This is a genomic window from Phenylobacterium sp. (genome assembly GCF_041916435.1).
In the GTDB taxonomy this organism is placed as follows: Bacteria; Pseudomonadota; Alphaproteobacteria; order Caulobacterales; family Caulobacteraceae; genus Phenylobacterium.
Window position 1 is genome coordinate 696224 of sequence record NZ_JAYRZM010000002.1, and the last position, 22890, is coordinate 719113.

At 68.7% G+C, this 22890-nt stretch carries 19 protein-coding genes; 6 read left to right on the forward strand and 13 right to left on the reverse strand.

Annotation, left to right across the window (positions count from 1 at the left end; all coding sequences use genetic code 11):
- Positions 1 to 2: 2 nt before the first annotated feature.
- Positions 3 to 1754 (forward strand): asparagine synthase-related protein, encoded by a 1752-nt coding sequence (locus tag ACE3TA_RS08095; protein WP_374572354.1) that lies wholly within the window; start codon positions 3 to 5, stop codon positions 1752 to 1754.
- On the opposite strand, the gene ACE3TA_RS08100 is transcribed toward ACE3TA_RS08095, so the two are convergent.
- The 8 genes from ACE3TA_RS08100 to ACE3TA_RS08135 form a co-directional block, all read right to left on the reverse strand.
- Complete coding sequence (locus ACE3TA_RS08100; protein WP_374572356.1) at positions 1717 to 4059, reverse strand: prolyl oligopeptidase family serine peptidase; 2343 nt, start codon at positions 4057 to 4059, stop codon at positions 1717 to 1719. The genes ACE3TA_RS08095 and ACE3TA_RS08100 overlap by 38 nt on opposite strands.
- A gap of 163 nt (positions 4060 to 4222) precedes the next feature.
- Entirely contained in the window at positions 4223 to 7324 is a 3102-nt protein-coding gene (locus tag ACE3TA_RS08105) for a TonB-dependent receptor domain-containing protein (RefSeq protein ID WP_374572358.1), read from the reverse strand.
- Positions 7325 to 7462: 138 nt separating this feature from the next.
- The gene (locus ACE3TA_RS08110) at positions 7463 to 8455 is read right to left on the reverse strand and encodes a FecR domain-containing protein (protein WP_374572360.1); all 993 of its coding nucleotides are present in this window, start codon (positions 8453 to 8455) and stop codon (positions 7463 to 7465) included.
- Between the two features lie 10 nt (positions 8456 to 8465).
- Positions 8466 to 8981 carry an RNA polymerase sigma factor gene (locus tag ACE3TA_RS08115; RefSeq protein WP_374572362.1) on the reverse strand — a complete coding sequence of 172 codons (516 nt, stop codon included), beginning with the start codon at positions 8979 to 8981 and terminating at the stop codon, positions 8466 to 8468.
- 769 nt (positions 8982 to 9750) lie between these two features.
- Positions 9751 to 9933: a DUF6527 family protein gene (locus tag ACE3TA_RS08120; protein WP_374572404.1), complete on the reverse strand. Its 183-nt coding sequence runs from the start codon at positions 9931 to 9933 to the stop codon at positions 9751 to 9753.
- 173 nt (positions 9934 to 10106) lie between these two features.
- Positions 10107 to 11516 (reverse strand): ThiF family adenylyltransferase, encoded by a 1410-nt coding sequence (locus tag ACE3TA_RS08125; RefSeq protein WP_374572364.1) that lies wholly within the window; start codon positions 11514 to 11516, stop codon positions 10107 to 10109.
- On the reverse strand, positions 11516 to 11923 hold the full coding sequence (locus ACE3TA_RS08130) for an E2/UBC family protein (RefSeq protein WP_374572366.1): 408 nt from the start codon (positions 11921 to 11923) through the stop codon (positions 11516 to 11518). Before ACE3TA_RS08130 ends, ACE3TA_RS08125 begins: the two co-directional genes overlap by 1 nt.
- Entirely contained in the window at positions 11923 to 12249 is a 327-nt protein-coding gene (locus tag ACE3TA_RS08135; protein WP_374572368.1) for a multiubiquitin domain-containing protein, read from the reverse strand. Before ACE3TA_RS08135 ends, ACE3TA_RS08130 begins: the two co-directional genes overlap by 1 nt.
- Before the next feature lie 231 nt (positions 12250 to 12480).
- On the opposite strand from ACE3TA_RS08135, the gene ACE3TA_RS08140 reads away from it, so the two are divergent.
- From ACE3TA_RS08140 to ACE3TA_RS08155, 4 genes are read left to right on the forward strand one after another with little or no spacing between them, the layout of a single operon-like run.
- The gene (locus tag ACE3TA_RS08140) at positions 12481 to 12678 is read left to right on the forward strand and encodes a ribbon-helix-helix protein, CopG family (RefSeq protein ID WP_374572370.1); all 198 of its coding nucleotides are present in this window, start codon (positions 12481 to 12483) and stop codon (positions 12676 to 12678) included.
- A 3-nt stretch (positions 12679 to 12681) separates the two neighbouring features.
- The gene (locus ACE3TA_RS08145; protein WP_374572372.1) at positions 12682 to 13308 is read left to right on the forward strand and encodes a hypothetical protein; all 627 of its coding nucleotides are present in this window, start codon (positions 12682 to 12684) and stop codon (positions 13306 to 13308) included.
- A gap of 14 nt (positions 13309 to 13322) precedes the next feature.
- On the forward strand, positions 13323 to 13823 hold the full coding sequence (locus tag ACE3TA_RS08150; protein WP_374572374.1) for a helix-turn-helix domain-containing protein: 501 nt from the start codon (positions 13323 to 13325) through the stop codon (positions 13821 to 13823).
- A gap of 18 nt (positions 13824 to 13841) precedes the next feature.
- On the forward strand, positions 13842 to 14750 hold the full coding sequence (locus ACE3TA_RS08155) for an ImmA/IrrE family metallo-endopeptidase (protein WP_374572376.1): 909 nt from the start codon (positions 13842 to 13844) through the stop codon (positions 14748 to 14750).
- A gap of 234 nt (positions 14751 to 14984) precedes the next feature.
- Here the strand turns inward: ACE3TA_RS08155 and ACE3TA_RS08160 are convergent, their stop codons facing one another.
- From ACE3TA_RS08160 to bioF, 4 genes are all read right to left on the reverse strand, one after another.
- Positions 14985 to 16151 carry a hypothetical protein gene (locus ACE3TA_RS08160; RefSeq protein ID WP_374572378.1) on the reverse strand — a complete coding sequence of 389 codons (1167 nt, stop codon included), beginning with the start codon at positions 16149 to 16151 and terminating at the stop codon, positions 14985 to 14987.
- Positions 16152 to 16391: 240 nt separating this feature from the next.
- Positions 16392 to 18200 carry an aminodeoxychorismate synthase component I gene (gene pabB, locus ACE3TA_RS08165; RefSeq protein WP_374572406.1) on the reverse strand — a complete coding sequence of 603 codons (1809 nt, stop codon included), beginning with the start codon at positions 18198 to 18200 and terminating at the stop codon, positions 16392 to 16394.
- A 1-nt stretch (position 18201) separates the two neighbouring features.
- Positions 18202 to 18870, reverse strand: coding sequence for a dethiobiotin synthase (bioD, locus tag ACE3TA_RS08170; protein WP_374572380.1), 669 nt, complete (start codon positions 18868 to 18870; stop codon positions 18202 to 18204).
- The gene (gene bioF / locus ACE3TA_RS08175; protein ID WP_374572382.1) at positions 18867 to 20024 is read right to left on the reverse strand and encodes an 8-amino-7-oxononanoate synthase; all 1158 of its coding nucleotides are present in this window, start codon (positions 20022 to 20024) and stop codon (positions 18867 to 18869) included. The genes bioD and bioF overlap by 4 nt, the downstream gene beginning before the upstream one ends.
- A gap of 67 nt (positions 20025 to 20091) precedes the next feature.
- On the opposite strand from bioF, the gene ACE3TA_RS08180 reads away from it, so the two are divergent.
- Complete coding sequence (locus ACE3TA_RS08180; protein WP_374572384.1) at positions 20092 to 21357, forward strand: adenosylmethionine--8-amino-7-oxononanoate transaminase; 1266 nt, start codon at positions 20092 to 20094, stop codon at positions 21355 to 21357.
- Between the two features lie 457 nt (positions 21358 to 21814).
- On the opposite strand, the gene ACE3TA_RS08185 is transcribed toward ACE3TA_RS08180, so the two are convergent.
- Positions 21815 to 22890: ABC transporter permease (locus tag ACE3TA_RS08185; protein ID WP_374572386.1), on the reverse strand; the 1076-nt coding region annotated here is incomplete at its 5' end.

Below are 22890 nucleotides of genomic sequence, written 5' to 3' on the forward strand. Positions count from 1 at the left end.
CGATGAAGCGTTACGGCGTTCTCGCCTGGGATCCCGCCAACGCCTTGGCGGCGTCCAAACTGGAGGCGGTGCGCCAGCAAGCCCGGCGCGCGCCGACGTGGCGACTCCTGGAACCCATGCCGGGCTTGATGCTGGCGCTGGAGACGCCGAGGCCGCTGGCCGTCCGCCCGATCCTGGGAAGGCCCGGCTGGGTCATTGGCGATCTCTATGAAACTTCGACCTTCCGGACGGCGGCTGGCGAACTGAGCCTTCCGGGTGATGAGCGGGCTGCGACGGAGCTTCTCTTCGACTGCTATTGGGGGCGCTACGTCGCCCTATGGCGGGCGGGTGATCGCCTCTCCGTCGCGCGCGACCCCGGGGGCGCGCTCGAGGCCGTGCGGTGGCGCGCCTGGGGTGTCGATGTCGTGGCCTCGACGCGGGCGGGCCCCTGGGCGGAGGGCTTGGCGGCGCCGATCGCCATCGATTGGGAGGAGGTGGCGCACCAGCTGCAGGAGCCGCTTCGAGCCCACGACACCCTGGCGCTGAAGGGGGTGGCCGCCACATCCGCAGGAACGCTCTGGCCCGCGACTAGGACGCCCTTGCGCCTCTGGACGCCGGCGAAGGTGGTTCGCGACGCCCGACGAGACGGGCGCCCAAGGATTGACGATGGCGCCGAGCTGGCGGCCGTAGTCGACGGCTGCGTCGGCGCGATGGGACGCGCCAGCGGGCGTTTGGCGGCCGAGCTTTCCGGTGGGCTGGACTCCGCGATCGTGGCCTCGGCCCTTACGCGCGCGGGCGATGGCGACGTCGACGTCGCGGCCTGGATCAACGTCCGTGCGGCGGAGCCGGAGAGCGATGAGCGGCCGATGGCCCGGTGCGTCGCCTCGTGGCTCGGCTTAGCCGTGACGGAGATGGCGAAGTCCGATTTCGCCTACGCTCTGGAGGCGCTGGCGGCGCAGCCCTTGGATTGGCGTCCTAGCCTCAGCGCCTTGGACCATGCCCATGACGCCGCCATGGCCGCGTTGATCGGCGAACTCGGCGTCGACAGCCTGATGACCGGGCAGGGGGGCGATGCGGTCTTTCTGCAGATGGTGACGCCCCTGGCCCTGTGCGACGGCTCCGCCGCCTTGTCGGGGCCTGGCCGGTGGCTGGGCGAGGCGCTGGCGATCGCGCGCGGTTCGCGCCAGTCGGTCTGGTCGGTGGCGCGCCGCGCGGCGCTCGGCGGCTTCGCCGCGGAGCGGCCGGTCGGCTCGTCGTTGTTGGCGAAGTCGCTTCGCGCACCGGCAAGGCGCCCGCGTCACGCCTGGCTGGAGGACCTCGACGACGTACCGCCCGCCAAGGCCTTGCACATCCGCGCCCTGGCCTACGCCCAAGCGGCGCATGGGGGGAGTTTGCGGGCGCGCCGTGCGGACCAGTTGCACCCCTTGCTGGCTCAGCCGCTCCTGGAGACTTGCCTGGCCTTGCCGGTGAGCGTCCTGACCGCCGGCGGCCGCGGGCGGGCGCTCGCCAGAAGCGCCTTCAGCGAGCGATTGCCTCGGGCCATTCTCGAGCGGCGCGCCAAGGGCGACCTGACCGCCCATTACGGCCGCGCGATCGGCCGAAGCCTGGCCGCCTTGCGTCCGTTCCTGCTGGACGGACGGCTGGCCAAAGCGGGCCTTCTCGACGGCGCCGCCCTGGAGGCGGCTCTGACCGCCGAGCAACTGATCAGCGTTGGCGCCTACGCCGCGATCCAACAGCTCATGGTGATGGAGATATGGGCGCGGCGCTGGCCCTAGGCGCGCTGCTTGGCGCCCCATCGAGACCGGCCGGCCCATTGAGCGCCCGATCCAGCCAGGGCAGCGCGGTCTCGTAGATCGCGCGCACATTGGCCGGACTGCCGATGACGTGGCCTTCGCCGAACAGGGTCATCAGGCGCGCGTCGCGGCCTTGCCGGTAGAGGGCGGCGAACATCGCCTCGGCCTGGGAGAGCGCCACGAAGTCCTGGTCACCTTGGATCAACAGGACCGGCGTTTGGATCCTGTCGGCCAGGAAGAAGGGGCTGTTGCGGCGATAGCGGTCAGGGTCACGCCAAGGTGGGACCCCGAGGCCGCCCTGACCGGACTCCGTCCAGCCGATATCGCCATTCAGCATTGGGCCCTCGTCCGGATTGGCGCGGAAGAACGGCGAGATCACTCCCCACCCCGCGGCGAGGTCTGTCTTGGCGGCCTGGGCGATGATCGCTTTGAACCGATTGGTCTCGGCGCCGATCACCAACGCGCCATAGCCGCCGTAGCTGTGGCCCCAAAGGGCCAGCCGGTCGCGATCGGCGAGGCCCTGGGCGAGCACCGCGTCGACCTCGGCGAGGACTTGATCGGCGAGGCCCTCGGCGGGCTCGCCCGGCGCATGATCCGCCGGCAGGCTCGGCGCCAGCACCGCAAAACCGTGCGCCGCGAGGAGGCGAGCGTTGGGCGTGAAGACGAGGGCGTCGGGGGCGTAGCGTCCAGGCGGCGTGTCATAGGCGGCGCCCGGGTAGGGCAGGACGATCAGCGGTGGCTTGCGGCCCACCGTGGACAAAGGCGGCGGCAGGTAGAGCCAGCTGGTGACGGCGCGACCGCCGGGGCTGTTGTGCCGGATCGGCAGGACGGGGGTCGGATCGACCTCGGCGAGGCGGGAATTGACCGCCGCGACCGTCCAAAGGCCCGTTGAGGTGCGGATGGAGACTTCGGTGACGCCTTGCGCGTCGCGCGCCTTCAGCCCCAGGGCGACATCGCTGGAGGCGATGAGCTGTTGGCCTGGTCCGAGGGCCAGGGGTGGGTCGACTTGGGCGGCGAGGACGTGACGCGCGACGGCGCCGTCCTGGACCCAGAACCCGCCAGCGCCCGGCGGGGCGTTGATGTCGAGGCGGTCCCCGTCGCCGAACTTCGGGCTCGCCACCTCCTTCAGGCCTGGCGACTTGAGCAGACGTGCGGCGTGGCCGGACGCGTCGATCCGAAAGAGGGCGCCGTCCGCGACCAGGTCGAGGTGATGCTCGTTGGCGCTGGCGAGATGCGCTGGGACCGTCGGAAGGCTAGCGGTCAGGTTGACGGCGCGGGTGTGACCGAGGCGGATCCAGTCGGCCCGCTCGGACGCCGCGCCGGCCAGGTGTCCGTACACGACAGGCGCATCGCCCATCCAGGCGCCCCGCGCGACGCTGACGCCGCCGGCGTTGGGGACGTCGACTTGCGCGCTGGCGCGTCCAAGGGCTGGCGTCGCCACCGCGCCGGAGGGGGCGTCCACGGTCAGGAAATCTCCCTCCGACCAGGCGGCGCCGGCCTTGCGCCCGAAGACCAGGAGGCGATCGCCGCGGGGTGACCAGGCGAGGAGGTGGCTGAGGAGGTCGCGATCGGGGAGGGGCGCGCTCACCGCGCCGGTCACGAGGTCGACGAGCTGCAGGACGCGGCGCCGTCCCGGTGTCCCGACCCGGACGAGATCGTCGGGGCCAGGCTGTTCCGGCTCGGTGTTGGCGAGAACGGCGGCATAGCGGCCGTCGGGGGACAGCTCGAAGTCGATGAAGGCGCCCCGGGCGAGGTCGTGGACAACGCCCGTGGTGACGTCGATCTCCGCGAGCCGGACCTGGACCGGCTTGGGCCATACCCTAAGGTCGCGGCCGCTTCCGATCTCGCGAGTGGTCGCCCCGCCCAGCGCCGCCGCCCGCCACAAGGCTGTCAATTGGCCGGTCGTCTGGCGGATGGTCCGCAGCCGCAGCGGCATCTGGCCCGGCGCCAGGGCCAGGGCGATAAGCCGGGTCTCCGAGCGCCACTGGAGGCTGCGCCCCCAGACGGCGGTCTCGGCCGGGACCTTCAGCCAGCGCGCCTGCCCGGTGGCGAGATCGACGACACCCGTATCCCAGTCGCCGCCCTTGAGGCGCTGAACAGCCATGGACCGGCCGGACGGTGAGATCGGTCCGGCGAGATAGCCGGCGCCCGGCTCGGGCGCGATCAGGTCGTGGGCGGGGCGCCCCGACCCGACATCGGCGATCTTGAGGCGGCCGAGCAGGGGCGCGCTGAACTGGTCAAAATCGAACCGCGCGGCCGTGTCGTAGGCGGCCTCGGTCTGGATCACCAGCTTGCGGCCGTCCGGTGTGAACTGGGCCTGGTCCAGGCGCTCCAGCGACAGGAGGTCGTCGAGGGTGAAAGGACGCGACAGGGCGGGCGTAGCGCCGAAGATGGCGAGCGCCGCCAGACCCAGGTGAAGGGTGCGGGAAAGACTGCGGCCGGGCATGAGACTACCAGCGCTTGGCGACTTGGAAGCTGATCACGCGCCGCAGCGGGTCGGCGTTGGCTGGGTCGTAGCCGATGCCTTGGGGAGAGTCGTAGAAGGGCGGATCGGCGTCGAAGAGGTTGCGGATCGAAAGCATCAGGGCGAGGTCGTGCGTCAAGCCCGTCTCGGCCGGGGATCGCCAGGCGAGTTGCAGGTCCGCGGTCGTCCAGGCGCCGACCTGTTTGCCGCTCGCATCCCGCGACCCGTCCGCGAAGTTCAGGCCGACGGTGGTGGCGAAGGCCTGGTGGGTCCAGGTCGCGGCTGTCTGGGCGCGGACCCGCGCGGGCTGGCCCGCTGTGCCCGCCAGCTCGACCCAGGCCGCCGTCGGCGTGACCTGCCGCTCGTAGTCGGCGAGCCAGGTGGCGCTGCCGGTGAGATCGAAACGCTCCGGGCCGGCGTCGAAGCCCCAGTAGACGGAGGCGTCGAGCCCCCTCACGTGCAGGCCCCCGGTGTTGAGGAAGCGCGCATCGACGATCGCAGTGTAGGCGCTGGCCGGGAAGAGGCCCGCCGCGGACGAAGTCGATTGGGCGAGGAGTTGGGTGACCAGGGCCAGGTCGGCGGGGTTTGCAGGGTTCACGGCGTGGATGAACGGCGCATAGACCGGGTTGGAGAGGGCGTTGTAGATATCGTCCGCGACCGGCTGGGCGATCCGGCCGACGAAGCGGGTGTCGAAGCCGGTCAGGCTGACCTTCAGGCCCGGAACCCGCGGCGGGGCCACGTCGAGGCCGATGGTCCAGGACTTGGCGGTTTCGGGCTTGAGATTGAGGTTGCCGCCGACCCGCAGGAGCACGAGCTTGCTCGTCCCGCCAAAGGGCAAGAGGCCCGGGCCGGCGTCCTGCAGCTCGTAGATGTCGGAGAGGGCAGGCGCGCGGAAGGAGGTCCCGTAGCTGGCCCGTAGCGACCAACCGTCCGCCGGCGCCCAGAGCACGCCGATCTTGGGATTGCGAGTGACCCCGACGTCGCTGTAGCGTTCGATGCGGCCGGCGAGCGACAGCTCCAGCCGCTCGACGCCCGGCAGGGCGTTGCCGGGACCCACCAGCGGCGCGCGCAGCTCCAGGAAGGCGGCGCTCACCGTGCGGTCGTAGGGCCCTTCGAGCGTGGTCGTCGGCGTCGCCTTCGACACGAGGCTTTCGGTCCGGGTCTGGAAGCGTTCCCACCGCACCTGGCCGCCGACCGCGACCTTGAGGTCGCCGCCCGGCAGGGCGAGCCAGGTTCCGTCCGCCTTGAAGTTCGCTGACGTGACCTGGCTTTCGAACCGGGTATGATTCCAGCCGCTGCCGATGAAGCTCAGGACCGCAGCCGAGTTCGCGCCGCTCGCGCCGTAGGGATTGAAGTAGCCATCGCGCGCGGTGCTGAAGGGGGTGGTCGGATCGTCGGCGATGGTCCCCAGGGCCTCCGACAGGAACCGGGTGTTGAGGCGGTGGTCCGTGGCCCGCCGGGAGAGTTCGTCGGCGTAGGCGCCGTAGGCTTCCAGCGTCCAGGTGCGTCCGAGGTGGGCGTCGAGCCCCGCGGTCAGGCCCAGGCTCTTGGACGAGCCTGTCTGGTGCAGTGGGCCGAGTTCATCGGTGAAGTCGTAGGCGATCTGGTTCGAGGTCGCGCCGTTGGGCGAGACGAAGTAGGGGTTGTTGGTCTTGATCGTCAGCAGGCTGACCGCGCCGGGCAGGTCGTAGGCGAAGTCACGGTTGCTGAAACGGGCGTCGGCATTGAAGTCGAGGTGTTCGCCGAGCGCCTGTCCGACGCTGGCGTAGACGCTGTGGCGCGTCTGGTCGGGAAGGATGTCCGTCCGCTGGCGCTGGTTCTCGAGGTTGACCTGGCCGGCCAGGAAGCTTGCTGGCGTCAGCCCCGTGCCGGCCTGGCCCGGCGGGATGGCCCAGCCGGGCACATAGACGCCGCTGAGCGGATCGAGCTGCATGATGTTGCCGGGGTGGCTGTAGAATTGCCGATGGTCGGTCCCGCCCAGCGAACGCAGGTCGGCGTCGGCGGTGAAAGGCCTCGCCGAAGAGGCCAGCGGGTCTTGGTGATAGTATTCATAGGTCAGGAGCGCGTGGCCGCCTGACCAGGTTCGGCCGAAGGTCTGGCCGACCTGCCGCTCGGCCCCGCCGTCGTCGGCGCCGCCCACCCGGGCGCGGGTCTCCACGCCGTCGAAGTCATCGCGCAGGATCACATTGATCACGCCGCCCACGGCGTCGGACCCATAGAGCGCCGAGGCGCCGTCGAGCAGGATCTCGACACGGGCGATCGCGGCCGTGGGGATCGCGGAGACGTCGGCGAAGTCGCCCTTGAGGCCGGCGCCGGCCATGCGCCGGCCGCCCACCAGGACGAGCGTCGCCGATGGGCCCAGCGCGCGCAGGTTGACGCCCTGGGCGACGATGCTGTTGGTGCCGAGCCGGTCCGTGCCCGCGAGGAAGCTGCTGGGCGTCACGGCGCCCGAGAAGTTCTGGGGCAGGGTGGCCAGGTAGTCGGCCAGGGTCGCGCGCCCCGAGCGATCGAGGTCGTCACGCGAGATCGTCACGATGGGGGACGCGCTGGGCCCCGCGCCGTGGATCAAGCTGCCGGTGACCACGAGCTCGCTGAGCACAGCCGGTTCGGTCTTGGGCGGCGCCGAGCCGCCGACCGGCGCCGACGACGTCGCTGCGGCGAGGCTCACCGCCCCGCCGCCAGCGGTGGGGTCGGGCGGCGGGGCGGCCCAGCCCGGCGCGGAGGATATGGAGGCCGGGCGAGGCTTGAGGACCAGGACGCCCGGTGACGCCTGCTGGGCCTCCAGGTCGGTCCCGGCGAGCAGGCGGGAGAGGGCGCTTGAGGCGCTGAGGCGACCCTGGACGGCGGCGGCGCGCCGGCCGCGGACGGATTGGGCGGTGTAGATGAGCTGGACATGGGCTTGGCGCATGAAGGCCACCAGGGAGGCGTCCAGGGCGCCGGCCCGGATGTCGAAGGCGACGAGCGCTTCGGCTGCAGCAGGGGCCGTCGTGGGCGGTTGGGCCTGCGCGGCCGACGCGGCGATCGGCGACAGGCAAAGGGCGGGCGCCGCGAGCGAGGCGAACAGGTGATTGCGGAAGCGATGGGACATGATCGTCGGTGGTTCCCCCTCAAGACACCGACGCGCCCGACTTGGAGACGGGCAGGATGATGCGTTGTTCGGCGTCTGAGGGGTAGACACCGGAACCCCCGGCTAACCCTGGAGGTGTTCGAGAAATTCTTCCGAGGCCTAGGATTTGCCTGGAACGAGCCGGATTTCCGTGTCGTCGGTTTCGGCGCGCAGACCGTGGAGGTCGCCCACCGCCGACACGAAACCGTCGATGTTGCCGGTGTCGAAGGCGCCCGAGACGGATTCCTCGGCGAGCCCAGGCGCCTCGAGCACGATCTGGCGGCGGCTGTAGCGGTTCATTTCAGCGATGGCCTGGCGCAGGGGAATGGCGTGGAAGAGCAGCCGCCCATCGGTCCAGCTCGTCGTGGCGGCGGTGTCGATCGACCTGGGCGCGCCTAGGCCGCCGTCGGCGACCACCTGCTCGCCCGGGCGCAGGACCACGACTTGATTGTCCGGCTGGCGGCCCGGCCTGACTTCGACCCGCCCCTCCAGGAGGGTGACCTGAACGTGGGTGGCGTCGCGCCGCACGTCAAACTGCGTGCCGAGCGCTCGAACCTTCGCGGCGCCTGCCTCGACGACGAAGGGACGGCTCGCATCATGGGCGACCTCGAACAACGCCTGGCCCTGCTTCAGTTCGATCCGTCGCAGGTGGGCGGAGAGATGCACGACGAGCTGGGTGTTGGTGTCGAGGCGGATGCGCGAGCCGTCGGCGAGCTGGATGAGGCGTTGTTCGCCGACGCCGGCGCCGTACCGCTCGCCGAAGGCGCCAGCCTGCCAGGCAACGCCCAGGCCCAAGGTGGCGGCCAGCGCCAGGGTCAGGCCGAGCATGGCTGCGCTCCGCCACCGGCGCGCCGTCGCCTCCGTGCGGCGGCTGCGTCCCCGCGCCAACGCGTCGGCGACCGCCGCGTCCGTCTCGGCCCCGCCCTCCAGGGCGGTGGAGCGTCGCCAGGCGCGCTCCACTTCCGCATAGGCTTCGCGGTTCCCCGCTCCCTGGCGCCAGAGCCGAAACCCCTCGAGCGTTTCCGATGATACGGAGCGGGTGTTGAGCCGCGAAAACCAGGCGGCGGCCTCCTTGACGGCGCGCTCATCGGGGATCGGATTGGGTGAGGACATGGCCGAGGCCCTAGTCGCGCAATCGCAAGGTGACGATCGCCAGCGCCCGGGTCATCCGCCACTCGACCGTCTTCACCGAAAGGCCGCAGGCCTCGGCGATGTCCTGGTTGGTCATTCCGGCGAAGCGGCTCAAGACGAACACATCCCTCAAGGGCGGCGGCAGGGCCGAAACGATCTGCTGAAGCAGCACCGCTTCGTCCTGGCTGGCGGCGAGGCCATGTTCGTCGCTTTCTGTGACTTCTTCAATGCGCAGAGCCGCGCCGCCCGCCCGGCCGACCCGCCGCAGATGGTTGAGCGCCAGGTTGTTGGCGACGCGCAGCAAGAGCGCCTTGGGATGGCGCACCACGCCGGCCGCCTCGTAGGGCGCGATCCGCAGATAGGCCTCCTGGACGAGATCTTCGGCCTCCTCGCCGAGGGCCTGTCCGAACCGGCGCCGGAGCTTGCGGCCCAGCCAGGCCGAATAACGCCGATAGAGCCCCTCCAGCGAGCCCGAAGGCCCGTCACCGTCGTCCTGCGCGCGCGCCATCGCGTCGCTCCCGGTCCGCAAGGAAGGGGCGAGTGGGCGGACCGCCCCGCGCGGGAAGCCTGCGCAAAGCCGCGCACCGTCCCGGCCGTCAGGCCGGGATGTGACGCCGACGCACGACCAGAAGGTCCCGCAGATCGGGCGCGACAAGCCAACGAATTCGCACAGGGGTTTCCACGCCCCTGCCGACGCAACCGCGCCGGCAGGGGGAATCCTCGCTCAACCGCGCCGATCCCGCAAGCCGAGGATCGTCCGGCTGCGAATGGGGGCGGGCGTTGGAAACCTCGTGCGAACAGAGGCCCGCGGCGTCGGCACCGCCCCCCGCCGCCGTCCAGGGACGGCCCCCGGCGCATCGGAGCGGCGCCCATCCGACGGCGCCCGCGTTCCAAGATTACCTGCAGCCCCGGATCGCGGCTAGGCGCACAGCGGCATCTACCCGCGTGCGGCGGTTGCTCGTGTGGTGATTGGGCTCAAAGAGGTCCATTGAGAAGTCCGCTTCCAAGCATCTAGCTCGAACTTTCTGAGAATGACGGGGACGGGCTCTTCGGAGACCTTGGGGAGGTCCGTTTCCGAGCAGGTTGGCACCGCAGCACTCGCGCGGCGGATCCGGGCCGGCTTAGTGACAGGGCCTGGCTCATCAGGGAACTTGGGAAGGTCTGCACTAGTGCGCGAAGTTCGACTTCCTAGGGGAGTCGAACCCGACCAGCTGTCGCTGACTCGTAGGCGACCTTGGGAAGATCCGGTGCTCGACGGACGGGGGTGGCCCGCCTGGTCAACACCAGTCAATGCGTCCCTCGCGAAGGAAGAAATGACAGCCGCATTCGGTCTGGCGCCATACGGAGGGCGCAAGCGTCGGTAGACCTTGCTGGTTCACGGCCAGCCGCCATTGCGGGTGGTCGTCTGGCAATAGGTTCATGGTCAGGACCGTGGCGCATCGCCGATACGGGCAGGCCATGGCCGCGTAGTGCGGGCAGGGCGGCGCCCCGACAACGTAGAGACTTTTGCGCTCTAGATGATCGGGCAGGTCCTCGACGAATAGCGTCCTATAGCGACGGCTCCACGGAAGCGCCGGTCGAAACGCCCGCCAGAGCTCCAACACCTGGCGGCCAAGATGTCGGGCAAACCCGATCACGCGTCGGCCTCAGCGCTGAACTCGGGCATGTCGAGCAGCAACTCGGTATCGCCTCGCCCGACATGACGCGCGAACAGCCGGCAAGGGACTCCGGTCTCGGGCTCAGGGTAGAGCGCCATCTGGCTCAGGCTGAAGCCCACGGTGGCGTAGAGGTCGCCCGGGTCGTCTCGGAAGTCGTGTAGCCGGGCGAGGAACTCATTGACGATCAGCCCCGAGAAGACCGTGTTGACGCTGATCACCGCCGGCCGATCTTCCTTCACGTTCCGGATGTAGCCGGCGCGCCGTAGCTCAGCATAGTGCTCTGGATTACGCCGCCGCTCGCCCTCAGCCCGCACGTCCTCCATCGATACCGCGCCGCGGCTGACCATGCTGGAGAGGTCGGGTTGGACGTAGTGGATGTAGCCGCAGACCTGAGTGATCAAGCCGGCGTCGTCGGCGTCCAGGGCCACGCCGACGTCGAAGTACGGCAGGACGTAGAAAGCCGCGATGCGGTTCATCAGGTAGCGGGCCTCGGCGGAATCCACACAGCCGAAGACGATGTCGCATTCGGCGACCGCCCGGATGGCCTCGGCCGAGTAGAGGCTCCGGGCGATCGGCAAGACCTCCGGGCCAAGGCCGACCTTCACCAGGACATCGTGGATCACCTGGACCTTGGGGCGCTTTGCCTGGGCGTCGGCCGTAGTGGTGTTGAGGATACGGTTGAGGTTATGGTCCTTGACCACGTCAGGGTCGATGATCACGAGGCGACCGACGCCCAGCCGGTAGAGCTGTTCGATCACGATGCTGCCCGTGCCCGAGCACCCGATGACCGCGACCGTCAAGCCGCCGAGCCGACGCGTGGTGAGTGCGCCAAACGCCTGGGCGTGACGTAGGGCGTAGGTCGGGGTGGGAACGATCAGGCCGTCGCCAGTGACGTCGGCGTAGCGCCAGACCTGCAGGACCTCGCCGGCCACCACGATCGCCTCGATCGGCTGGAACTGCCCGAGGTCGTCAACGGTGCGACCGAACATGGCGCCGTCCGGCAGCATGACCACGCTGGCGTGGCGAACGTCATGATCGATCCAGCCCGCGATCGACGGGAAGAGCGCCGCGTCCGACTTGTCGTCCTGTTCGGAGAAGGCGTTGTAACCGCCCGGGTGACTGTGGAATTTGACCACGCTCCAGCCGCGCTGGTTGGCCTCGATGAGCGCAGGGATGATCAGGTCGGTCGACCAGGCGACCGTCGTTGGCGTCCTGAGATCACAATCGTCATGCGGGATCAGGATCAGCTTGTGGACCAGCAGTTGGTGGCCGGCGCCGCGGCGCTGGCCGCAAAGCGCGATGGCGACCGCTTCCTTTCCGTCCTGGAAGAGATGGGCGTGGAGGCGGCGGACCTGGCCGCCGGTCAGCCGAAGGCGGTTGGTCATTACCGCACCCTTTCGAATTCGGCGGCGAGCCAAGCGTCCATGTAGTGGACATGGCTGGCCAGATCGTCTTCGCCTGGGATCCAGGGATTGGCCCCGGTGCGGTGGCGCGACCACTGCTGCCAGGCGGCACCGAGCACGGCGACCCGCCCATCGGTGGCAGGGATCGGCCGACCGTCGACCCGCCGGATATGGGGCAGGAAAAACGCCATGTCCAAGGCGGCGTCCGGGTAGCCGGCGCTGATCTGGATGGCGACGTCGACCTGTTCGGGCATGTAGCCCGGCGGGAGCCGGTATTGGCGCAGGATGGTCCATTGAACGCCGCCTTCCTGGACCGCGTCCCAAGCGACCCCCAAGCTGTCCAGGAAAGCTTCGTCGGCGGCCGGCAGTCGGAAGTCGCGGCGCGCCATCAGAGGGTGCCGTCCTGCGCGGTCTTGAGCATGGTCTTGAACTTCTCGACGCCGGGGGTGCGGAAGTCGACGACAGCGTTGTGTTCCACCTTCACGGGCTGGCCGTGGATGATCTGGCGCAGGACGTAGTCCTCCGGCGGATTCTTGCCGGCCAGTTCCAGGATCTGGCGGCCCGTCATCTTCGGGACCTCGACCACATAGTAGGGCTTGTCGATCCGGATGCGGTAGGCCCGGGCCAGGGGCACGGTCTTCTGCTCGCGGACGTAGACCTCGATGTCGACGACCTCGTCGATGACGATTTCGCCGTCGTGTTCGGTCGCTTCCACGTGAGCAGTCTCGTGGATGATGACCTCGGCGACTTTGCCGTTCGGGGGGCGGGAGGGAGCTTGGGGTTCCATAACGATCCTCTATTTCGGGGAGTGTGATTGTGGAAATAGTAGCTAAAAAATATGGAGTCAATAGCTATTACGTGGCTATTTTCTGTTGACAGGCGCGGTGGTCGGCGCCATTTACGAGGCCTCCTTGCCCTGGTGATTCCGATGAATGAGAAACGAACGATGACGCTGAACCTCAGCGCCCACGAGATGGACGTGGTTGAGCGGCTAGCCGACGAGAAAGGGTTGTCGAAGACCGCCTTGGTGCGCCAGGCCCTGCGGCTCTACCAATCCATCTCCACGCGGCTAGAGAACGGCGAGAAGGTGTTCGTCGAGCACCCGACCACCAAGGAGAAAGCCGAGCTGATGGTGCTGAGCTGAGTCATGTCTGACCGGCTCGGAACCTACCTCCTCATGGACCGCCTGAAAGGGCGGGAGGTTGAGGTGTCGCTCTGGCAGTCGCTTGACGAACGGCACGTCGAAGACTTCGCCCAAAAGTGGAAGCCGATGTTCGACGCGCGCCTCGCGGAGCTGCGGGCAAAGGGCGACCTGACGCTCGAGGTGGTCGGCGAGCACAATCTTCAGGACGCGCACTGGGAGTGGGCGCAGAAGCGGCTGGATCGCCAGGACATGATGTCCTGGACCTCCTTCGCCGTGGAAGCCGAGGACGTGACGCAGGGCTTGATGTTCGTCCGCATGGACACGACGGCCCGAGAAGCGAGCGGTCGCGGCAAGTTCCTGGTTGAGATCGATCTGCTGGCGACGGCGCCCTGGAATCGGTTTCGTCTCGTGGCTCAGCCGCAGTTCAAGGGGATCGGGCGGCTTCTCATGGCGGCCGCGATCAGCTTGAGCTTCGACCAAGAATTCGAGGGCCGGATCGGCCTGCACGCCTTGCCCCAAGCCGAGTCCTGGTATCGCGATGTCTGCGGTATGACCGACCTCGGCATCGACGGGACCACCATGCGATATTTTGAAATGACCTCGGCCCAGGCCCAGGCGTTTGTCAGCTAGCGAGAGGAGCGATGATGAAAATGTTGATTTCTCAAGACTGGCTCCGCCGCAAGGTTGAGTCAGATCCAGACATGGATGCAGAGGCTGGCCCCTTCATCCATGCATTGGAGTCGATCGGGATGTTCCTTCCCCCGGACATCGCCACGGCCGCCCCGCAGGCGCCCGCGTTGCTGGCGGCGTTTGGCGTGTTCGTCCGCCAGTTTCGTCGACAGCAGCAGTGGACGATCGAAGAACTATCCCGGCGGGCGCGGGTCGACGTCGAAGACCTCCGTCAGATTGAGCGGAACCCTCAAGCGCCGCCTCGGCCTCGAGTCGTGCACCAGCTCGCTGCGGTGATGAAGGTGCCGGAGCGGTCGCTTCTCAAGCTGTCCGGGGCGGCCGTCACGCGGGATGAGGGTTTTGCGGAGGAGGCGATGCGCTTCGCGGCCAAGTCCGACGACATGTCGAAGCTCAGTCGCGAGGAGCAGCGCGTCCTGAACGAGTACGTAAAGTACCTCACCAAGCAGGCGAACTGACTCATGAGCGGGGAGGGGGTGGGTGACTACGAGGCGGAAGATATCCGCAAGATCGTGTCACGCATCCTCAGCGACCTTGGCAATCCGGAGCCGCCTCTCAAGCTCCCCGAGGTCCGCGCCCTGCTCGGCCTCAATCTAGGCTACTACAGCACCGCCAACACCACCCTGCTGCAGGATGTCGCCGCTAGGCTGACCGTCGCCGGCAAGCAGATCCTCGCGCGGCCCATGCTGCTGGTTGAAGCCGTGACGAAGGCCAAGCTGTCGGCGCTCTGGGTGCCGGACACCAAACGGATCCTGATCGACGAGACGGTGCCGAAGCCCAAGCACCGGTGGATCGAGGGTCACGAGGTGGGGCACAGCCTCATCCCATGGCACCGCCAATTCCTGTTCGGGGACAACGAGTTCACGCTTGATCCCGCCTGCCACGCGGCGATCGAAGCTGAGGCCAACTTCGGTGCTGCACAGATGCTGTTCCTGCAGAACCGGTTCGCGCAAGAAGCCCGCGACAGCGCTCTTGGATTCAAAGCCATCTCCGGGCTTGCAAAGCGGTTTGGTAACACCCTCACGACGACGTTCTGGCGCATGATCGAAGACCGCGATCCCAATGCAGCGGTGTTCGGCATGGTGACCGCCCACCCGCGCTACCCGGAAATCGGCTCAGGCGATAACGGCGATCCGATCCGCTATTTCATCCGGTCCCGCGCTTTCCGCGAAAAGTTCGGGCACGTCACTCCGGAAGCCGCCTTTGCCCTGATTGAACGAAACGCCACCCACAAAAAGAAGGGGCCGGTGTTCGACGCAATGGAAGTTCTCAGCAATTCAAATCGCGAGGCGTGCGAATTTCAGCTCGAGAGCTTCTGCAATACCCACGCACTGCTGACGATCGGCATGTTTGTCCGGCTAATGCCGGCCTTTGCCAGGACCTGACGGGCCAACGCGGGCGGGCCCATTACAAGCTCGACCATTGACCCGCACTGGGCGGTTACCTCGTTCGCAGCCTACACACCTGACGCTTGCCCCCGAGGTGCCCGGCGGCAAGCTGATGCAGGGAGCTTAGAGGTCCGCTTCCGGGCCAGATTCGAATGTCCGCCGTTGGCGCTAAACCATCGCTGACCGAGAGCGCCGTGCGCCGTCAGCCGTCCTTGCCGCGAGCGACAAATCTCAACACTGGCATTGTTGCCCGCCGCTGTCTGAAGAGGAGTCTGAAGCGTCCGCGCAGCAGGCTAGGTGTTCAGTCCCGATGGTGGAGCTTCTGCCCATCAGCGCACTCTCCAGAGCGCCCAAGATCGCCGGGCGTTCGATCGGCGCCGGGTCGGGAGCGTGGATCTTGTGCGACGCGTCGTACAAGACACGCAGCACCAGCTGCCGGCCCACCCGAGCCAGGCCGCCTTTGCCCGTCAGAAACCCATTCGCGCGGCCAGAATGGTTGTACCAGACGACAAGCTGGTCGAGGGCCCGGTCCTCGAGACCCTTTTCCGCGCCTTTGTAGATGCCGGCGAGTTCGTTCGCGCCCTCGGCCACCTCGCGCAGCTGACGCACCGCATCGCGCAGCTCCTTCGTGCGCTTACCTTCGCTCGGTCCGCGCAGGACCGCATGGGCCATGTCCAATTTGTCGATGAGCATGGCTATCCGGGCGTTGGGGTTTGGGCCGGCGTAGAGGGCTGCGCCATCAATCCTGGCCAGCACCTTGTGCTCGACCCGGTAGATAGGATCGGCCTCGCGACGGCTGTTGGAACGCCTGTCACGGCGCTCCTCGGCGGCAAGGTCCCGTACCTGCTGCTCGATCATCATTACCGGAGGCGACAAGGCAGCGGCCCGAGCCAGGTCTGCGGCGAACCCGTCAGCGATCGACTTGAGCGCATTCCGCCATGTCATGACGGCGGCAACGCCGGGGCTCTGGTTCCAGGACGCAAGGGCGGCCCGCACCGTAGGCAACACTGGCAACAACGCCTCCCGGTCCCGCAACACCAGCGCGCGAGCTTTTCGCGCGTCGAAGTCATTTGCGGCGATCTTGATCACTTCGCCGCCTTGCCGGCGAGCGCAGTCCTGGCCGACTAGGCAGCTGCGGGTCTGCCCACCGACCACGTACTCGGCGCGCCACCCTTTCCAGTGAGTGGCCTCCTGACAAAGAGAGCACCAGACGTAGGGTTGGACCTTCAACCGGTTCGGAAGGTCCCGAGGCGGGGTGATGTTGTATGACTGTGTGAAGCGGAATTCTGTCTCGGGGTGCGGCTTGGATTTGCTCAGCCCCGGATCGATGTCCGGGCGTCCGAGGATATCGAAGTCGTGGTGTAGAAGTTCAGCGTCCGACCAAGTGGGATGCTTCAACGGGTGTGCTCCAGGGCCGATTGGGGAGAATCGGTACGAACCCAGAACAGATACATTACGTTGCGGCAGCGTTCAACGGCGGAGCGCGATTGCCGACGGGCGAACTGCACTGCTTGTCGATGCAAGGCCGGGGCGTTGGCTGGACAACCGGCCGAAGGTCGGTTGTGCGACCCGGCCCCAATGTCAGCAAATGGCGCATTCGTGATGCTGGATTGGGACCTTCTCAAACTGAGATTGCGATCATCGGTCCCGCAGCTGGGCAGGCTGCATGCCGCGCAGGCTGTTGCCGAGATAAACCTGTCCCGTGACCAGATCGTCGGCGGACAAGTCGGCTTCCAGGGCCTCGCCTGAGGCGAGCAGGGTCGCGCGCAGGACGCCGGGCAGAGCGCCCGAGGTCACGGGCGGGGTCAGCAGGCGGCCGTCCCGGGCGAGGAAGACCGTGTGGCGGGCAGCGTCCGCCACGCGTCCGGAACGGTTCAGCAGGATGACCTCGTCGAGCCCGGTCGACGTCGCTGACACCATGGCCCGTTCATGGCTTGCCCGGACGGTGGTCTTGTGGCGCAGGAATGGGTCCGCGGCGTCCAAAGTCTCGGTGGCGAGGCCAATCCTCAGAACCCGGTCGAGGGGTGGCTCCAGAGGGACGGCGGTGATGTGCAACTCGCCGTCGCGGGCGAGTTGGACGCGGACGCGCTGGTCCGCCGGCCTCCAGCTCGACACCCGGCGCGAGAGCTCCGCCGCGATCTCCGGCGGGTCGCAGGGGAAGCCCAGCTGGCGCGCGGAGGTCCTAAGCCGGTCGAGGTGGCGTTCGAGGCGGACGAAGCCCGCCTCCGGGGTCCAGCGCAGGGTCTCGATCAGGCTGTAGGGCGCGGCCAGGTCCGTGAGGACCCGACCCTTGAGCAGGGCTTCAGCATATTCCTGGGCGGGGTCGGAGTCGGCAACGATCCCGCCGCCGACCCCGTAGACGCCGAAGCCGTCGGGCCCGATCACGGCGGTGCGGATCGCCACGTTGAAGGCCATGTCGCCGCCCGGTGAGATCCAACCTATGGAGCCCGTGTATGGGCCGCGCGGGGCCTCCTCGATCTCTGCGATGATCTCGGCCGCCCGGATCTTTGGAGCACCGACCACGGACCCACAGGGGAATAGTGCCGCAAGGCGTTCTCGAAGGCCGGTCCCCGGCCGCAGGCGCCCGGTCACGGTGGAGGTCAGCGCGTGGAAGCCGGGATAGGTCTCCACCGTGAACCGCGCCGGCGTCCTGACGGAGCCTGGCTTGCAGATGCGCGCCAGGTCGTTGCGCAGCAGGTCGACGATCATCAGGTTCTCTGCCCGCTGCTTGGGGTCGGCCGCGAGGTCCCGTGCGGCGTCGCGGTCGCCGGCCGGATCGGCGCCTCGCCCGGTTGTGCCTTTCATCGGCCGCGTGGTGGCCAAATCGCCGGCGATCTCGACGAACAGCTCCGGGGAGACCGAGAGCACGGTGGTCTCGCCCAGAGCCACGACGCCTCCATGGGCGACCGGCTGGCGGGTTCGGAGCGCCGCATAGAGCGACAGAGGATTGCCCGTAAATTGGAACTCTAGGGGGAAGGTGAGGTTAACCTGATAGACCTCGCCGGCCCGGATCAGGTCGAGGATTGTCCGGACCTTGGCTCCGTGGGTCTGGGCGTCGTGACCTTGGCGGAGGTCCTCGAGCGGCGGCGGCGGGCCGATCCCGGCCAGGGCCGCGTCGAGCTCGGGGCCAGACAGGGCTGAAACGTCCCGGAACAGACCGAACAGCAGCAGCGGCCTGCCGGGATCGGCGCGCGCGCTGCCCTGGAGCCGCGGCTCCATAGCGTGGCCGGCCTCGTAGGCAAGGTAGCCTGCGGCGTGCAGGCCGCGGCGGCCGGCCTCCTCCAGACGGGCCAGGGCGGCGTCGAGCTGGTCGGGATGGTCGCAGCGGACGAGATCGACGGGGTGGCGATAGAGGCGGCCGCCGGCGGCGGGGGACAGGCGGTCCTCGAGAAGAACGAAGGGGGCGCGCAGGTCCAGGGTCAGGCCCGCCGGGTCTGGGGACGCCAGGTCATCGCAGCACCAGGCTCGGCCAACTCTGCGGCTCGCCCCGGGGCGCCGCCAGCACCGGGGTCTCCCCGGCGAAGGCCGCGATGCTGGCCACGGTCTCGCGGAAGTCCGGGGCCGCCGGATCGGCGTCCTGGCTGATCACCAGGGCCGTCACCGGCACGGCGCGGGACCGCAGGGTCTCCAGCGCGGTCAGGGTATGGCTGATGGCGCCGAGATAGGACCCGCCCACCAGCAGGCAGGGCAGGCCGAGCGTCACCATAAGGTCCAGGCCCGTCGCGTCCTCGGCGATGGGGCTCATGACCCCGCCGACCCCCTCCACCAGCACCAGGTCGGCGGCGGAGTGGGCGAGGCCGGCCCGGCAGAAGGCTTCCAACTGCGCCAGGGACAGGGTTCGGCGTTCCAGGCGAGCCGCCATGGGCGGAGAGAGCGGCGCGCGGAACCGAAGGGGCGAAATGGCGTCGAGGGTGCGGTCCGTCAGGGGGCGGCCCAGGGCGGTCAGCAGCCGGCCGGGATCGCTTTGGCTCCAGTCGCCGGGGTCGAAGCCGCTGACCACGGGCTTCAGGGCGTCGACCGCGAAGCCCCGGACCCGCGCCGCGTGGATCAGCGCGCAGGCGCAGAAGGTCTTGCCCACGTCGGTATGGGCGCCGGCGACGAAGAGGGCGGGGCTCATGCGGCCAACAGGGGACGAAGGGCCTGGGCCAGGCGATCGACATCGGCCTCCGTGTGGCCCGCGGTGAAGGCCAGGCGCAGGCGCGCCGTTCCGGCGGGCACAGTCGGGGGGCGGATGGCGACGGCGAGGAAGCCCTGGTCTTCCAGGGCGCGGGCGGCGGCGAGCGCGCGGTCGGCCTCGCCCAGCACGACAGGGACCACGGCGCTTCGGGCTTCGGGCAGGCCCAGGGCGCAGGTCAGGCGCCGCGCGCGGGCGAGGGGGGCCGCCACACGCTCGGGCTCGGCGGCGATCACGTCGAGGGCGGCCAGGGCGGCCGCGGCATTGGCCGGCGGCAGGCCCGTGGAATAGACCAGGGTCCGCGCGCGGGTCTTGAGGAGGTCGATGACCGGCCGGGTGGCGCAGACATAGGCGCCATAGCCGCCGATCGCCTTGGACAGGGTGCCCATGGACAGGTCGACCCGGGCGTCAGGGAACAGGGAGGCCGCGCCGCGCCCCTCGGGACCCAGCACGCCCAGGCCGTGCGCATCGTCGACGAGCAGCCAGGCGTCATGGGTCCGGGCCAGTGCACTGATCTCGTCCAGGGGCGCCACGTCGCCATCCATGGAGAAGACCCCGTCGGTGGCGATGAGGATCCGACCGCCTCGGGGCCGGGTGGACAGCTTGGCGGCCAGGTCGGCCATGTCGTTGTGCCGGAAGGCGTCCGTCTTGGCGCCGGAGAGACGGGCTCCGGACCAGATGCAGGCATGGGCCAACTCGTCGGCCAGGATCAGGTCGCCCTCCCGCATGAAGGTGGGAATGATCCCGCTGTTGGCGAGATAGCCGGAGCCGAACACGCAGGCTGCCTCGGCGCCCTTGAGCGTGGCCAGCCGCGCCTCCAGCGCCGCGAACAGCGGATGGTCTCCGGTCACCAGCCGAGACGCCCCGGCGCCGGTTCCATGGGCTGCGATGGCGGCCTGGGCCGCGGCTTTCACGGCCGGATGATGCGAGAGGTTCAGATAGTCGTTGCAGGAGAAGGACAGCAGCCGTCGGCCCTCGCGCTCGACCCAGAGCCCATCCTGCCTGTGGGTCGAGATCAGGCGGCGCCGGAGGCTCTGGGCTTCCAGGCCAGTCAGCTTGGTCCGGGCGAAGGCGGTGAGGGTGTCGGAGGCTTGCACGCAGGGGATATGCCCTAACTTTACCTTAGGTAAAAGGCGCCGCAGCGGCAGTCTGGTAGAGGGGGCCATGATCGAGACTCCCGATTGGTTCGACGCTGGCGCTGCGCATGTCTGGCGGCCCTATTGTCAGATGAAGACTGCGCCCGCGCCCCTGGCCGTGGCCCGCACCGAGGGCGCGCGCATCGTCCTGACGGACGGCCGCGAACTTGTGGACGGGATCGCCAGCTGGTGGACCGCCTGCCACGGCTACAACCATCCGCATATCCGTCAGGCCGTGGCCGACCAGCTCGCCCGCGCGCCGCACGTCATGTTCGGCGGCCTGGCTCACGAGCCGGCCTATCGGCTGGCCGCCCGGCTGGCTGCCTTGCTGCCCGGCGACCTCGACCATGTGTTCTTCGCCGAGAGCGGGTCGGTGGCGGTGGAGATCGCCATGAAGATGGCGCTGCAGTTCTGGATCAACCGGGGCGCTTCGGGGCGCACCCGGTTCGTGAGCTTCCTGGGCGGCTATCACGGCGACACCTTGGCCACCATGACCATCTGCGACCCGGAGGAGGGGATGCACGGCCTGTTCGCTGGGGTGATGCCCGCCCAGCACGTGGTCGCCTTGCCCCGGGACGCCGAGGGGGAGGCGGCGCTGGATCGTCTGCTGGCGGACAGGGGCCACGAGATCGCGGGTCTGATCGTCGAGCCCCGGGTCCAAGGCGCTGGGGGCATGCTGACCCATGACGACGAGGTGCTGAGGACCCTGCGCCGGGTGGCGGACCGCCACGGCCAGCTGCTGATTTTCGACGAGATCTTCACCGGCTTCGGGCGGACCGGCGACCTGTTCGCCTGCGAGGGCTCCGGCGTCGTCCCCGACATCGTCACCCTGTCCAAGGCGCTCACCGGCGGGACCCTGCCGCTGTCGGCGGCGGTGGCGAGCCGTCGGGTGTTCGAGGCCTTCTGGTCGGACGATCCCGGCGCGGCCCTGATGCACGGGCCCACCTACATGGCCAATCCCCTGGCCTGCGCCGCCGCCAACGCCTCGCTCGATCTGTTCGAGGATGGCGCCTGGCGGGACGATGTCCGGCGCATCGAGGCCGCGCTACGCGAAGGCCTGTCGGCCTGTCGCGACGCGCCCGGCGTGGTCGATGTCCGGGTGCTCGGGGCCATCGGGGTGGTGGAGTTCGAGGCGCTGGTAGCGGTGGGCGCGCTCTGCGCCCGTTTCGTCGAGCTGGGCTGCTGGATCCGACCCATGGGCAAGGTCGTCTATCTGACGCCGCCTTTCGTGACGACCGATGCGGAACTGGCGCGGCTCACGAGCGTGGTGCGCGAGGTGTTGAAGGTTGCTTGACGGTCCCCCTTCCCGAACGTGGCCGCATGCCTCACGCTCGCCGCCGGCAAAGAGAACTCCAGAGGCCACTCTCGTCTAAAAGGACGCTTGGGCGTGCGTTCTTGATGAAGCCTGACCTGCCCCTCTCTGGTCCCACGATCATTATGAGAGCCCTGGGGGTTGTGGTCCGCAGCGCCGGCGGTAGCGGCCGGTGGAGCTGATTGAGTTGCGCGGCCGGTCCGGGCGGGAGCGCCGCACCGCTTCCGCCGTGCCACTACCGCGGCGCTGCGGTGACGCTAGCCATGTATTGGCGTCCTACAGCGGCGCCCGGCAACGAACAGTTCCATAGGGCTCTTCGCTGATGGCTATTCCGCTTGGGCTGGGAGGGCTGTTGCAGCGCTGCGAACATCGCCTGTTCCAAGGTCCTCTTTTGAGGGCCGCGCCCATCGCGAACTCGCTCGACAAAGCCGCCAGAAAACTAGCTTGCATCGACCATTTGGGCTCGAAAGCGAAGCAGGGCGGCCGTCAGCGCGATCGCGCCGATGGCGATGATGGCCGCGAGCGGGCGCCAGATCTCGGCCAGCCCGGCGCCGCGGAACAGGATCGCGCTGGACAGGGCGACGAACTGGGTGGTGGGCGAGGCCTCCATCACCGCCCGCATCGCCGCCGGCATGCTCTCCATCGGGGTGACCGCGCCCGACAGCAGGTTGAGGATGACGAACACCGGGATCGACATCAGGGCGAACTGAGGCATCGAGCCGGCCGAGGTGGCCAGCAGGATGCCGATCGCGGCGGTGGAGAACAGGTAGGGCGCGACGCAGGCCATGAAGAGCGCGGTGGAGCCGTTGACCGGCACGCCGAGGCCGCGGCGGATGACGAACTCCAGCGAGAAGAAGGCCGCGCCGGCCACCACCACGCCGTTGGCGATGATCTTCGACAGGGCCACTTCGATCGGGGTGACCGGCATCACCAGGAGCCGCTCGATGGTGCCGCGCTCGCGCTCGCGCATGAAGGCCGCGCCCACCAGCAGGATCGACAGGATCGTCAGGTCCAGCACGATCTGCATCACCGAGACGAACCACACCGCCTGGTGGTTGGGATTGAACGCGGTGCGCGGGACCACGCGCACGGGCAGCGAGGCCTCCGCGCCCGGCGAACCCAGGGCCTGGGCGGCCTCGTTGCTGACGATCTGGCCGATGTAGCTGGCGCCCAGGCCGGCCTGGGTCATGGCGGTGGCGTCGATCAGCAGCATCAGGCCGGGCTTGCGCCCGCGCAGCAGGTCGGCCTCGAAGCCCGGCGGGATCTCCAGGACGAAGATCACCTCGCCCGTCTCCAGCGCCGCGTCGGCGGTTTCGGCGGTGAGGGCGACGGGCTTGCGGAACAGCGGCGGCTGCAACGCGTCGGTGAGCCGCCGCGACAGGGGCGAATGGTCGTTGTCGACCACGCCGATCGGGGCGTTGTTGACCTCGGTCTTGATGTCCTTGGAGACGCTGTAGAGCGCGAAGGTGAAGGCGAAGACGATCAGGATGATGGCGGCCGGGTCGCGCCACAGGC

Coding starts and splice junctions, on each gene's coding strand:
- ACE3TA_RS08095 (WP_374572354.1), top strand. CDS start 3: ATGAAGCGTTACGGCGTTCTCGCCTGGGATCCCGCCAACGCCTTGGCG.
- ACE3TA_RS08105 (WP_374572358.1), bottom strand. CDS start 7,324: ATGTCCCATCGCTTCCGCAATCACCTGTTCGCCTCGCTCGCGGCGCCC.
- ACE3TA_RS08110 (WP_374572360.1), bottom strand. CDS start 8,455: ATGTCCTCACCCAATCCGATCCCCGATGAGCGCGCCGTCAAGGAGGCC.
- ACE3TA_RS08115 (WP_374572362.1), bottom strand. CDS start 8,981: ATGGCGCGCGCGCAGGACGACGGTGACGGGCCTTCGGGCTCGCTGGAG.
- ACE3TA_RS08120 (WP_374572404.1), bottom strand. CDS start 9,933: ATGGCCTGCCCGTATCGGCGATGCGCCACGGTCCTGACCATGAACCTA.
- ACE3TA_RS08125 (WP_374572364.1), bottom strand. CDS start 11,516: ATGACCAACCGCCTTCGGCTGACCGGCGGCCAGGTCCGCCGCCTCCAC.
- ACE3TA_RS08130 (WP_374572366.1), bottom strand. CDS start 11,923: ATGGCGCGCCGCGACTTCCGACTGCCGGCCGCCGACGAAGCTTTCCTG.
- ACE3TA_RS08140 (WP_374572370.1), top strand. CDS start 12,481: ATGACGCTGAACCTCAGCGCCCACGAGATGGACGTGGTTGAGCGGCTA.
- ACE3TA_RS08145 (WP_374572372.1), top strand. CDS start 12,682: ATGTCTGACCGGCTCGGAACCTACCTCCTCATGGACCGCCTGAAAGGG.
- ACE3TA_RS08150 (WP_374572374.1), top strand. CDS start 13,323: ATGAAAATGTTGATTTCTCAAGACTGGCTCCGCCGCAAGGTTGAGTCA.
- bioD (WP_374572380.1), bottom strand. CDS start 18,870: ATGAGCCCCGCCCTCTTCGTCGCCGGCGCCCATACCGACGTGGGCAAG.
- ACE3TA_RS08180 (WP_374572384.1), top strand. CDS start 20,092: ATGATCGAGACTCCCGATTGGTTCGACGCTGGCGCTGCGCATGTCTGG.